Source organism: Rhizobium sp. RSm-3, assembly GCF_001854685.1.
In the GTDB taxonomy this organism is placed as follows: domain Bacteria; phylum Pseudomonadota; class Alphaproteobacteria; order Rhizobiales; family Rhizobiaceae; genus Rhizobium; species Rhizobium ecuadorense.
In genome coordinates, this window is record NZ_MAWZ01000013.1 from 469,426 (window position 1) to 482,317 (window position 12,892).

Genomic DNA, 12,892 nt, shown 5'->3' on the forward strand with positions numbered 1-12,892 from the left:
AAGTCCTTGGGCGCAGGAGACTCACTTCACCGTAGAAGTCATTGGCTGCGCCGACGCGCGTCGGCTGGATTCCTGTGACGAGCACAGAAATGAGGGAACAAGTGGGAAGGCTGTGCTCCACATATCGGTCGAGCGAAAAGTCATCATCTGCTCATTTTTTACGCAGTCCCTGGCGCACAACCACCCGCCACCTCGCTTCCATCCCCCAATTCCCCCTGTTTCCCGCAACGCAAAATCTTTTCCTCGAACTGCGCATGGTTCTTGCATTGCAATTTGCGTTGTATTCAAATGAACAAAAAAGGGGAGCCGCACCTTTGGCATTTGATGAAATGATTACCGGGGACGAAAGTCCTCGCCCGCCTTATGAAAAATATTTTGAGTGGTACAACAGCCAAGACCGGTCGCATCTGATTGCCAAGTCCCGCGATGCGGAAAATATCTTCCGGAAGACCGGCATCACCTTCGCGGTCTACGGCCATGCCGATAGTTCCGAAAAGCTCATCCCCTTCGACATCATTCCGCGCATCATCTCCGCCCGTGAATGGCGAAAGCTTGCCCAGGGCATCGAGCAGCGGGTGATCGCGCTCAACGCCTTCCTGGACGATATCTACCACAAGCAGGAGATCATCCGCGCCGGCCGTGTCCCGCGCGAGTTGATCGAGAACAATGTCGCCTTTCTGTCCGAGATGATCGGCTTCCGCCCGCCCGGTGGCGTCTACACCCATATCGTCGGCACCGACATCGTGCGCACCGGCGAGGACCAGTTCTACGTGCTGGAAGATAATGCCCGCACGCCTTCCGGCGTCAGCTACATGCTGGAAAACCGGGAAACCATGATGCAAATGTTCCCGGAACTCTTCCATGAGAACAAGGTGCAGCGCGTCGAGGACTATCCCTACCTGCTGCGTCAGAGTCTTGCTTCGCTCGCCCCTCCCGGCTGCACCGGCAAGCCGCGCGTCGCGGTGCTCACTCCCGGCATCTACAATTCGGCCTATTATGAGCATTCCTTCCTCGCCGACATGATGGGTGTTGAACTGGTCGAGGGCTCGGATCTGCGCGTCATCGACGGCAAGGTGAAGATGCGGACGACCCGCGGTTACGAGGCGATCGACGTGCTCTACCGCCGCGTCGACGACGATTTCCTCGATCCGCTGACCTTCCGGGCCGATTCGGCGCTCGGCATTCCCGGCATCATGGATGTCTACCGTTCCGGCAACATCACCATCGCCAACGCGCCCGGCACCGGCATCTGCGACGACAAGGCGATCTATTCCTACATGCCGGAGATCGTCGAATTCTACACCGGCAGCAAGGCGCTGCTCGAAAACGTGCCGACCTGGCGCTGTTCGGAGGCATCAAGCCTGAAATACGTGCTGGAGCACCTGGAAGAGCTGGTCGTCAAGGAAGTGCACGGTTCCGGCGGCTACGGCATGCTTGTGGGACCGACGGCCTCGAAGAAAGAGCGTGCCGATTTCGCCGAGAAGCTGAAGGCCAAGCCGAACAATTATATCGCCCAGCCGACGCTGTCGCTCTCCACCGTGCCGATCCTCGTCAACAAGGGCATTGCGCCGCGCCATGTCGACCTGCGCCCCTATGTGCTCGTGTCCGACAAGGTTCAGATCATTCCGGGCGGGCTCACCCGCGTGGCCTTGAAACAGGGCTCGCTGGTGGTCAATTCCAGCCAGGGCGGCGGCACCAAAGACACCTGGGTATTGGAGGACTGATGCTCGGAAGAACTGCAAACGGCCTTTACTGGATGTTCCGTTACATCGAGCGCGCCGAAAATATCGCCCGCCTGGTCGATGCGGGGCTGCGCATGTCGCTGACCCGCAGCAGCGCCGGCGACGACAACTGGGATGGGGTGCTGCAAAGTGCCGGCGTGCGTGAGGCCTATGACGAAGGTCACGCGAAGCTGACCAATGCCGATGCGATCGACTATCTCCTGCGCGATCGGGCCAATCCGTCGAGTGTCATGTCCTGCATCGAGTCCGGCCGCAACAACGCCCGCATGGTGCGCACCGCGCTGACGCGGGAGACCTGGGAAGCAACCAACGAATGCTGGATCGAGCTGAAGGCGCTGCTTGAAAAGCGCGTCAAGGCGGCCGAGATGCCTGAGGTGATCGACGTCATCAAGCGCCGCGCCGGTCTCATCCGCGGCGCCTTCCACGGCTCGACGCTGCGCAACGAGCTCTATAATTTTGCCCGCATCGGCACCTTCATCGAGCGGGCCGACAATACCAGCCGCATCCTCGATGTGAAATATTACGTGCTGCTGCCCTCGGTCTCGGCGGTCGGCTCCTCGCTCGACAATGTCCAGTGGGAATCGATCCTGCGCTCGGTCTCGGCGCACCGCGCCTACAGCTGGGCCTATGACGGCGAATACCGGGCAATGAACATTGCCGACTTCCTGACGCTGAATGTCCAGATGCCGCGTTCACTGGCCTATTGCTACGAGAAGATTGTCAGCAATCTCGGCTACCTCGCCCAGGATTACGAGGCGCGACTGCCTGCCCACGATACCGCCGATGCGATCCGCACAACGCTGCAGACGCGGGCGATCCGCGACGTCATGGATCAGGGCCTGCACGAATTCCTGGAGGATTTCGTCGCGCGCAACAACCAGCTCGGCGCGGAAATTTCCGACGGCTACCGGTTCTACGTATAAGCGGATCAGAACATGAGACTGAAGATCAGCCACCTCACCGAATACCGCTACGACGAGCCGGCGCAGTTCTCGCTGCAGCGGCTCAGGCTGACGCCGCCGACATCAGCCGCCCAGAAGGTGCTCGGCTGGTCGCTGAATGTCGAGGGCGCCACACCCGAGGTGGAATATGACGACCAGTACGGCAATCACGTCAACCTGGTCTCGCTGGAAGGCGCGCAGCACCTGACGCGCATCCTCGCCGAAGGCGAGGTCGAGACGGCGGATAATAACGGCGTCACCGGCCCGCATACCGGCTTCTGCCCGCTTTGGCTCTTCCTGCGCGAAACGCCGCTGACCAAGGGCGGCAAGCTGGTCAAGGAACTGATCAAGGGGGTCGCTGGCGATAACGACCTTGCCCGCATGCATGCGCTGATGGAAGCAATCCACCAGACGGTCGATTATAAACCCGGCACCAGCAACACCGCGACGACGGCCGAACAGGCGCTGGAAAAGAAGAGCGGCGTCTGCCAGGACCATGCCCACATCTTCATTGCCGCCGCCCGCGCCCTGCAGGTGCCGGCGCGTTATGTCTCGGGCTATCTGATGATGGCGGAAAAGGTCGAGCAGGCGGCGACCCATGCCTGGGCCGAAGCCCATATTCCCGGCCTCGGCTGGGTCGGTTTCGATCCCGCCAACGAGATCTGCCCGGATACGCGTTACGTCCGCGTCGCCTCCGGCCTCTGCTACCGCGACGCCGCGCCGATCTCGGGCATGCGTATCGGCACGCCGGGAGAAACGCTGTCGGTGACCGTGAAGGTCGAGGATGGCGGCCAGATGCAAAGCCAGAGCCAGAGCTAAGCGGCATCAGCCGCTCGGAAGAGCGAGATCCAAATCTGAGCTCCCTTGTATGCGCGCACCGGATTTCGACGGTCTTCCAGGGCTGATATCTCTGTGCTCAGCTGATGGCGATATCCGGCCTTTCCCCCTCGAAGCGCCATGGCTGGGCCTGTCCATCGCGCGCCGGCGATCTCCTGCAGATGGATTGGTCTCGGCCGCGCCGTTTCACCAGCACGTCACGCCGCCAGACGATGCGGAATTCGGACAGCCCATCGAGGCCCGATATCCGCCCCGCTAACACCTGTCCTGTATCGCGCGTTGGCATGGCTCAACGAGAAGCATCCCGGCTCGCATCGAGAGGACGCAGCCAACTTTGATCCGTCGCAATGATCGGGCCGCATGGCCATGGTTGGATTTCAGAAACAAGCAGAGCGGAATACACCGTCGTCGTGGCATATTGGCAGAAGTTCCCGCGAAGGCGGGCTGGCTGACAATGTCTGGATCTTCGGATGATGACTTCATTGGTGATGACGGACGCATTCCAACGTCTCAGCCTGGCGCTCGCGATCGGCATCCTCGTTGGGATCGAGCGCGGATGGCGCGAACGCCAGGCTGCGCCGGGCAAGAGAGTGGCGGGCATCCGCACCTATGGCCTGTCGAGCTTCCTCGGCGGCTTTTGCGGTTTTCTGCAGCCGATCACAGGACCGGTCCTGCCGACGGCCATCTTCGTGTTCTTCTGTATCACGGTGCTCGTCTTCAGCGGCATGCAGGCAGCACGGGAGAAAGATTACAGCGCGACCGGCACCATCGCCGCGATAACGGTCTTTGCGCTCGGCTTCGCCGCTGTCGTTGCGGATATGACGGCGACTGCGGCGAGTGCCGTCGCGATCACCGCGCTTCTGGCGGCGCGGGAGCCGCTGCATGGATTTCTCCGGAAACTGACCTGGCTCGAATTACGGGCCGCACTGATCCTGCTGACGATGACGGTCGTCATTCTTCCGATTCTTCCCGACGAGGCGGTCGATCCCTGGCAGACGATCAACCCTTTCGAGCTTTGGATGATGACAATCCTGATCGGTGCAGTTTCATTCGCCGGTTACGTCATGATCAGGCTCAGCGACGCCAAGGCCGGAATATTGCTGACCGGGGCCTGCGGCGGTATCGTCTCGTCGACGGCGCTGACGCTTTCCTTCGCCCGCCAGTCGACGCAGACGCCCGCCCTCTCGCCGCTGCTTTCGGCCGGAGCGATGCTGGCGGGAGCCGTATCCCTCAGCCGGGTGCTTTTGATCTGCGGCGTCATCGCGCCTGATATACTCAAGGAGCTTGCGGCATCGCTCGGCCCGGCTGCCGCGATCCTTGCCTTGGGCGGCGGCCTCGCCGGATTGTCGCGGCGCTCCGATGGCGGTTCCGATTTTTCACCGCGAAATCCGCTGGAAGTGATGGTCGTCATCCGCTTTGCGCTTCTGCTTGCCGTTGTGACCATCGTGGCGCGGGCAACTTTGGCAGTCTTTGGAGCCCAGTCGCTCGTCGCGGTCGCTTTCATCACGGGGCTCGGCGATCTCGATGCGATAACCCTCTCCATCGCCAAGCTGTCGTCGCAGACCGTGCCTGCGGACGCGGCCGCGCATGCGATAGCGGTTGCCGCCTTCGCCAATCTTCTGGCGAAAACCGGTCTTGCGGCAACGGCGGGAAGCATCGGTTATGCGGTTCGACTGGCGATCACCACCGGCATAGCGACACTTGCGGGCGCGGCCGGCTTGTTTCTGATGTGAACGGTCTGCGCTGTCGGCAGAGGCTCCAGTTCCGCACGTCGGAACGACAGCGCCGATCGCGCAGGCTAATCCGATAGGGCTGTGGCCGGCGGCTTTCACTGCAGGCTTCGCCATTCTCCTGGCGGCACACCGGTGGCCGCTTTAAAAGCTTTGGAAAAATGGCTTTGTGAACCGAAGCCGCAGGCGGAGGCAACGGCTGCAAGGCCGTTTTCCCGGTCGCGAAGGAGCCTCGTTGCCTGCTCGATCCGTCGCACCGCCACGTAGCGATGTGGAGGCATTCCGAAGCTGACGCGAAACATCTTGGCAAAATGGAAGGTGCTCAGACCGGCTTCCCGCGCCAGCCGATCAAGCGTCAGCGCCCGGTCGAGGTTGGCGTCGATGTAATCAGCAGTACGGCGACGCACGGAGGGTGAAAGCCCGCCGCGCACCGCCTCTTGCCGCGCCTGCCGATTGTGCGATTTCAGGATACGATGAATGAGGAGCTTACAAACCGCATCAAGGGCGATACGGTCGCTCTTTTCTTGCCAGTTCAGAGGCAAAACCCCTCCCCGGACAATCATCGCCATCGCCGGGTCATCGCAAAACGTCAGATCCATCAGATCGATATGTCTGGGGTCGATGTCAAACGATGTCAGCGCTTCATAAGCGAGGAGCTCGGGATCAACGTAAAGATGAAACATCCTCAACGGCCCGCCGATATGCCATTGGCTTTTGTGTTCGGCCGGCAATAGGCAAAGCTTGCCTGGTGCTCCGCCCGCTAGCCGCTTGTCCTCACGGATGACCCTTTCGCCGCCGTCGAGATAGATGCTCAGCGTGTGATGATCGGGGCGCTCATAGAACGCTTGTCCTGCGCTATTGGTCCACTCCGCAAGCGACAGCCCCCGGTCAACCAAGCCGGAGCGCTGAAGGCATGCGCCGGATCTTGAGAGCGCTTCTTTAACTGTCAGACGGTGTTGCTGTTCCATGATCCATCGAGGCCTCGTCTGGACGAGTTTGAAGGGGACGGCGCAGCTGATCAATAGGATCAAAGGCAAAAAACCCAAGAATATACAATGCCTCTACAGTCTGCGACATAGACCTGGCTGTTCGGCTCGGTATCCATCCTCCCATCGTCGTTGACGGAGTGAAAGACCATGACCGGCCTCTGCTATGCTTTAACCGTCCTGATCTGGGGCACCACCTGGATCGCCATCAAGAACCAGCTTGGCGTCGTTCCGATTGAAGCGTCGATCGCCTACCGCTTCGCCCTCGCCGGCGTGATACTATTTGTCGGCCTGACGGTTACGAAGAGGCTTCAGCCCATTCCCTTGCGTCATCACCCCTACGTGTTCCTGCAGTCGATCTGTCTCTTTTCCTGTAATTTTCTGTGCTTCTATATCGCCGAAACCCTGGTGCCGAGCGGCATTGTTTCGGTGATCTTCTCAGCGGCGACAATCTTCAATCTTGCCAATGGCATGATCGCATTTGGCCAGAGGCCGTCGGCGCGCATTCTCGTCGGCGCGGCCTTCGGTGTTGCCGGCATTGTCTGCCTTTTTTGGAATGAGGCTGCCGCCGCCGCGTTCGACCGCAACGTGGCGATCGGCGTGATGCTTGCCCTCCTCGGGACATGGTTCTTTTCGGTCGGCAACCTTGTGTCCGTGCGCAACAGGAAACACGGACTGTCGGTGGTTTCGGTAAACGCATACGGAATGCTCTATGGCGCGGGCATCGTTTCGGCATTCGCCGCCATTCGGGGCGTCGAATTTACCTTCGATCCTTCAGCGTCTTATGTCGGCTCTCTCCTTTATCTCGCGACTTTCGGCTCCGTGATCGGGTTTACCACCTATCTCACCGTCGTTAACCGGCTGGGAGCAGCCAAAGCCGCTTACATGACCGTCCTCTTTCCGATCGTTGCCCTGACGATTTCGATGTTTTTCGAAAATTATCAGCTCGGTCCATTGGCGGCTCTCGGGCTCTGCGCCGTTCTGGTTGGAAACGTGCTGGTTTTTTCACCGGTGCCTCGGCTGGCCGTTTTTGTCAGGCGCTTTCGCCTCTGATGTCAGGGCGAATTTCTCTGATCCGCCGCGGGTGGATTGGGCGTGGCGACATCGTCGATCAGTTCGACCATCCGGTCGATCATGCGGAAGCGCTCGACGCTGAGCTCGCCCAGCCGCGCCGCGACGGTCCAGGAGATATAGTCGATCATCGTCGCGGCCGCGGTGAAGGAGTTGAATGCCGCCAGCGAATGGCAGCGGCATCGAATGACGTGGTCGGCAGCCTTTGCGCTTTCGGCCGCACTGATATCGGTAATCAACACCGCGATGGCGCCCGTGGCGCGGATCTCGTTCAGAAGCAGCGGAAGCTTGCGCGGCCGGCGACGGAAGGCAAAGCAGATCACCAGATCTCCCTCGCGAATGCCCGATAATTCATGCGCCATCGAGGTGCCGGTCGCCGGCAGAACCCGCACGTCGTTCTTGATCAGGCCGAGGTAATGCGCGGCATAATGCGCCAGGCCGAAGCCGTTGCGCATGCCGACCACGAAGACCCGTTCGGCCTCGACGCAGGCGCTGCAGATGGCATCGAGCGTCTCCGGCGGCGTTCCGTCCGCCGTGGCGCGGATGTTGTCGATATTGGTCTGGACCACCGCCGTCAAAGTCGGGACCTCGGCGGCATGCTGCGCCGTATCGATCGCGCCGCCCTGCGGCGATCCCCAATGGATCGCCTCGCGGATCTGGCGTTTGGCGGCGGGATAGGACGAATAGCCGAGGGTGCGAATGAGCCTCGCCGCCGTCGCCGTCGAAACGCCCGCCTTGCGGGCAAGCTCGCCCGCCGTGTAAAGCGCCAGATCCATCTGATGCTCGAGCATCACATCGGCCAGCCGTCGCTCCGAGGGAGAAAGGCCGGCATAGGCGCATTAGATTCTGGATTCCAGTGACCTTGTCGGCTGCGTATTCTGCACGTCGATATCCCGCTGGGAAAACAAGACTGCCGGTCTCTATCAATAAACCCGCCTGTTATTTCTATCTTATGTTTTTCCGGCTCGGGTCAAGAACGTCGTCGCTGTCGGCCCGCTGATGACCTTCAATGTGGGTCTGTTTCTGGTCATGGCCTACACGATGCTGGAGGCCGGCAACGCGATCACGATCGGTTTCCTGCTCGATACCGTCGCCGGGTTGCAGGGCCACAGCGGCCTCAATCAGCAGCCCTTCATCGTGCTCTCGATCATGTTCCTCGCCTGGCTGAACTACCGCGGCGTCCTGGCGACGCTGACCTTCAATCTGGTCATCACGGCAATTGCATTTCTTGCCATCATCGCGCTGTTTCTCGTCGTGCAGCTCGGCGGCTCGGCCGTCCAGCTCGACTTTTCCGCCGTGACCACAGACCCGATGCCCTATGGCTGGGTCGGCATCATCGCGGCGCTGCATTTCGGCCTCTGGTTTTACCTCGGCATCGAGGGCACATGCCAGGCAGCCGAAGAGGTACGCTCGCCGGCCCGTTCGCTGCCTTACGGCACGATGGCGGGGATCATGACCCTGCTGATCGCCGCGACCATGACCTGGTACGTATGTTCCGGCCTCATTCCGTGGGAATATCTCGGCCAGGCGGGCACACCGCTTTTCGACGCCGCCCGGGTGACCGGAAACACCGGCCTCATGGTTCTGCTCTTCGTCGGCACGCTGTTTTCGACGCTGGCTTCGGCGAACGGCTGCATCAACGATGCGTCTCGCGCATGGTTTTCCATGGGCCGCGACCACCAGCAGACCAGCTTTGACGAAGCGCTGAAAGGGATTGAAGGCGAAATCAAGGGCAACATCGGCATGGGCACCAGCAATGCCGATCGTCAGAAGATCGTGTTTTTTGTCGCTGACGGTGTTGGCGATAGCTATAAGCCGGCGGGATGCACCAGCCCGAAAGGCGCAAACGGCGGACGATGCATCGAACCCATCGACACGGCTTATTGCAAGAAGCTCAAAGATCGCGGCATCAAAGTCGCCGTCCTCTACACGACGTATTTGCCCCTACCCGACAACAGCTTTTACAATGACTGGGTTAAGCCTTTCGAGAGCAAGATCGCCACGAAAATGGAAGAGTGCGCCACCCCCGGCTTCTACTTCGCAGTCAGTCCAACTGACGGCATTGAAGAGGCCATGGAGGCCCTGTTCCTGAAGATCGTCAGCGCGCCTCGGATAACCAGCTAAAGCATGTCGCGCAAAAGTGTGCCGCGGTTTTGCGGCAACGACATGCATGAAAACAAAGAGCTAAAGCGCGGCGCATGAATCAAGTTTGACGCGACGCGCTTTAGAGCACGATGCGGTTCTCGGGCGCATCATGCTCTAACTCTTTTATACAGAACGATTCAGATTTTAGGCCGATCCGGCCTAAAAAATTCTGTTTTAGTGGCTGTCCTTGCCGACTGCGTTTCCGCGACATCCTTTGAGGAAGTCGAGGTCGGCGCCGGTATCGGCCCCTTCGACATGCTGCTGATGCAGGAAGGCATAGCCTGATGTCGGCAGATCGTGGTTCGGCTGCCATTCGGCAAGCCGGCGCGCCAGTTCCTCGTCGGAAATGTCGAGGTGCAGACGACGGTTCGGCACATCGAGCTCGATCATGTCGCCGTTTTTCACAACCGCGAGCGGGCCGCCGACCGCCGCTTCCGGCGAGGTGTGCAGCACGACGGTGCCGTAGGCCGTTCCGGACATGCGGGCGTCGGAAATGCGCACCATATCGAGGATGCCCTTCTTCAGCACCTTCGGCGGCAGCCCCATATTGCCGACCTCGGCCATCCCGGGATAACCCTTCGGCCCGCAGTTCTTCATGACCATGATGCAGGTCTCGTCGATGTCGAGATTGTCGTCGTTGATCTTGGCCTTGTAGTCGTCGATATCCTCGAACACCACAGCCCTGCCCCGGTGCACCAGGAGATGCGGCGAGGCAGCTGAAGGCTTCAGCACCGCGCCCTTCGGCGCCAGATTGCCGCGCAGCACGACGATGCCGCCCGAAGACGTCAGCGCCTTTTCGGCGGGCAGGATGACGTCCTCGTTCCAGTTGACGACGTCCTTGACCTCGTTCCAGACGGTTTCACCGGAGACCGTCAGCGCATCCTTGTGCAGGAGGCCGGCCTCGCCGAGGCGCTTCAGCACCACCGGCAGGCCGCCGGCATAGAAGAACTCTTCCATCAGATACTTGCCCGACGGCATCAGGTTGACGATGGTCGGGACGTCGCGGCCGCAGCGGTCCCAGTCGTCGAGCGACAGATCGATGCCGACGCGGCCGGCGATCGCAAGCAGATGGATGACGGCATTGGTCGATCCGCCGATCGCCGCATTGGTGCGGATGGCGTTCTCGAAGGCCTGCTTCGTCATGATCTCGGACGGCTTCAGGTCGTCCTTGACCATCTGCACGATGCGGCGGCCGGTCAGCTGCGCCATCACCTTGCGGCGGGAATCGACGCCCGGGATCGCAGCATTGCCGGACAGCGCCATGCCGAGCGCCTCGGCCATCGAGGCCATGGTCGAGGCCGTGCCCATGGTGTTGCAGGTGCCCGACGAACGGCTCATCGACGCTTCCGCCTCGAGGAACTCGGCCTGCGTCATCTCGCCGGCCTTCACCATTTCGGAGAACTTCCACAGATGCGTGCCGGAGCCGACACGTTCGCCGCGGAAATAGCCGTTCAGCATCGGCCCGCCGGTGACGACGATCGATGGCAGATCGACGGAGGCAGCACCCATCAGAAGCGACGGCGTGGTCTTGTCGCAGCCGACCAGCAGCACGCATCCATCCATCGGCTGGCCGCGGATCGCCTCTTCCACGGCGAGCGCGGCGAGGTTGCGATACATCATCGCGGTCGGGCGGAAGGTGTTTTCGGATGCGGAGAAGACCGGCACCTCGAGCGGGAAGCCGCCGGCCTCCCATACACCAGCCTTGACCTTCTCGGCGAGTTCTCTGAGATGCCCGTTGCACGGGGTCATATCCGACCAGGTGTTGAGGATGCCGATCACCGGCCTTCCGTCGAACAGGTCGTGCGGATATCCCTGGTTCTTAAGCCAGCCGCGGTGATAGATCACATCGCGGCTCGTGCCCCCGTACCATTCCTGCGACCTCAGCCTGCGCGGCCATTCCGCTTTCTTTTTCATAGTCTCTGTCCTTCAGGGATATCCCCGAACCGCCTCGTACGGCCCGGGTCATCGCGCTTTGTTTTAAGCCAGCGTGTAGGCGGTCTTGACGGTGGTGTAGAATTCGCTCGCGTACTTGCCCTGCTCGCGCGGGCCGTAGGACGAACCCTTGCGGCCGCCGAACGGCACATGAAAATCGACGCCTGCCGTCGGCAGATTGACCATGACCATGCCGGCCTCGGAATTGCGCTTGAAGTGCGTCGCGTGTTTCAGGCTCGTTGTGGCAATACCAGCCGAAAGCCCGAACGGCGTGTCGTTGGCGATGGCAAGCGCCTCGTCGTAGTCCTTCGCACGGATCACCGAGACCACCGGTCCGAAGATCTCTTCGCGCGAGATGCGCATCTGGTTGGTCGCTTCGGTGAACAGCGTCGGCTGCAGGTAGAAGCCGGGCGTGTCGCGGGAAATGACTTCGCCGCCGAAGGCGAGCTTGGCGCCTTCCGACTTGCCGATCTCGATATAGTCCGTATCGGTCTTCAGCTGCCGCTCGTCGACAACAGGGCCGATATGGGTGCCGGCCTTCAACGCGTTGTCGACGACCAGCGTCTTCAGCTTGTCGGTCAGGGCCGCGACGAATTTGTCGTGGATGCCTTCGGTGACGATCAGCCGCGAGGATGCCGTGCAGCGCTGGCCGGTGGAGAAGAAGCCGGAATTGGCGGCGGCTTCGACGGCGACCGACAGATCGGCATCGTCGAGCACGACCATCGGGTTCTTGCCGCCCATCTCCAGCTGGAACTTGCGGTTATGCTCGATGGAAGCGGCGGCGACGCGGCGGCCGGTGCCGGTGGAACCGGTGAAGGTGATGCCGTGAACATCGGGGCTTTCGAGCATGGCCTGGCCGACGACCGAGCCCTTGCCCATGACCAGGTTCAGCACGCCCTTCGGCAGGCCGGCGCGGTTGAGGATGTCGACGATCGCCCAGGAACAGGCGGGCACCAGTTCGGCCGGCTTGAAGACGACGGTGTTGCCGTAGCAGAGCGCCGGAGCGATCTTCCAGGCGGGAATGGCGATCGGGAAGTTCCACGGCGTGATGATGCCGATGACGCCGAGCCCCTCGCGGGTGATTTCGACGCCGATGTTCGGGCGCACCGACGGGATGACCTCGCCGGCCAGCCGCAGCGCTTCGCCTGCGAAGAATTCGAAGATCTGCGAAGCACGAATGACTTCGCCGGTGGCCTCGGGAAGCGTCTTGCCTTCCTCGCGGGCAAGCAGCGCGCCGAGCTCGTCCTTGCGCGCCATGATCTCGTCGCCTGTTTTCTTCAGGATGACGTGGCGTTCCCAGATACCTGAGCGCGACCAGGCCGGAAAGGCGGCCTTGGCGGCGGCGATGGCATTCTTCGTGTCTTCGGCGCTGCCGTCGGCATAGAGGCCGACGACTTCGTTCGTATCGGACGGGTTGATGTTTTTCGTCGCGTTCGTGCCGACCCATTCGCCGGCGATCAGGTTTTGATAAATGGTCATGGGCTGAACAAGCCTCCTTTACCGTTTAC

9 protein-coding genes and 2 pseudogenes are annotated in these 12,892 nt (G+C 61.1%); 6 read left to right on the forward strand and 5 right to left on the reverse strand.

Annotated features, from left to right (window positions below; translation table 11 throughout):
- The first annotated feature begins 314 nt into the window (after positions 1-314).
- The 4 genes from BBJ66_RS15485 (at position 315) to BBJ66_RS15500 (ending at position 5,253) form a co-directional block, all read left to right on the forward strand.
- Positions 315-1,724, forward strand: coding sequence for a circularly permuted type 2 ATP-grasp protein (locus BBJ66_RS15485; RefSeq protein WP_049736073.1), 1,410 nt, complete (start codon positions 315-317; stop codon positions 1,722-1,724).
- Positions 1,724-2,665: an alpha-E domain-containing protein gene (locus tag BBJ66_RS15490; RefSeq protein ID WP_049736072.1), complete on the forward strand. Its 942-nt coding sequence runs from the start codon at positions 1,724-1,726 to the stop codon at positions 2,663-2,665. The genes BBJ66_RS15485 and BBJ66_RS15490 overlap by 1 nt, the downstream gene beginning before the upstream one ends.
- 12 nt (positions 2,666-2,677) lie before the next feature.
- Positions 2,678-3,502, forward strand: a complete 825-nt coding sequence (locus BBJ66_RS15495; protein ID WP_049736071.1) for a transglutaminase family protein — start codon at positions 2,678-2,680, stop codon at positions 3,500-3,502.
- A 488-nt stretch (positions 3,503-3,990) separates the two neighbouring features.
- Positions 3,991-5,253, forward strand: a complete 1,263-nt coding sequence (locus BBJ66_RS15500; protein WP_071088070.1) for an MgtC/SapB family protein — start codon at positions 3,991-3,993, stop codon at positions 5,251-5,253.
- A 95-nt stretch (positions 5,254-5,348) separates the two neighbouring features.
- On the opposite strand, the gene BBJ66_RS15505 is transcribed toward BBJ66_RS15500, so the two are convergent.
- Positions 5,349-6,218, reverse strand: coding sequence for a helix-turn-helix transcriptional regulator (locus BBJ66_RS15505; protein WP_071088149.1), 870 nt, complete (start codon positions 6,216-6,218; stop codon positions 5,349-5,351).
- Positions 6,219-6,386: 168 nt separating this feature from the next.
- On the opposite strand from BBJ66_RS15505, the gene BBJ66_RS15510 reads away from it, so the two are divergent.
- Positions 6,387-7,289: a DMT family transporter gene (locus tag BBJ66_RS15510; RefSeq protein WP_071088072.1), complete on the forward strand. Its 903-nt coding sequence runs from the start codon at positions 6,387-6,389 to the stop codon at positions 7,287-7,289.
- A gap of 2 nt (positions 7,290-7,291) precedes the next feature.
- Here BBJ66_RS15510 and BBJ66_RS15515 read toward each other — a convergent pair whose 3' ends face one another.
- Positions 7,292-7,876, reverse strand: a complete 585-nt coding sequence (locus BBJ66_RS15515; RefSeq protein ID WP_274534078.1) for a MurR/RpiR family transcriptional regulator — start codon at positions 7,874-7,876, stop codon at positions 7,292-7,294.
- 90 nt (positions 7,877-7,966) lie between these two features.
- Positions 7,967-8,128: pseudogene (locus tag BBJ66_RS35630) on the reverse strand (MurR/RpiR family transcriptional regulator); the annotation flags it as partial.
- A gap of 166 nt (positions 8,129-8,294) precedes the next feature.
- Here BBJ66_RS35630 and BBJ66_RS35755 point away from each other — a divergent pair.
- Positions 8,295-9,002 (forward strand): annotated as a pseudogene (locus tag BBJ66_RS35755) (APC family permease); the annotation flags it as partial.
- Positions 9,003-9,626: 624 nt separating this feature from the next.
- On the opposite strand, the gene araD reads toward BBJ66_RS35755, so the two are convergent.
- Positions 9,627-11,366 carry an L-arabinonate dehydratase gene (gene araD / locus BBJ66_RS15525; RefSeq protein ID WP_049733802.1) on the reverse strand — a complete coding sequence of 580 codons (1,740 nt, stop codon included), beginning with the start codon at positions 11,364-11,366 and terminating at the stop codon, positions 9,627-9,629.
- 63 nt (positions 11,367-11,429) lie between these two features.
- Positions 11,430-12,863, reverse strand: a complete 1,434-nt coding sequence (locus BBJ66_RS15530; protein ID WP_049733801.1) for an aldehyde dehydrogenase family protein — start codon at positions 12,861-12,863, stop codon at positions 11,430-11,432.
- Positions 12,864-12,892 lie beyond the last annotated feature (29 nt).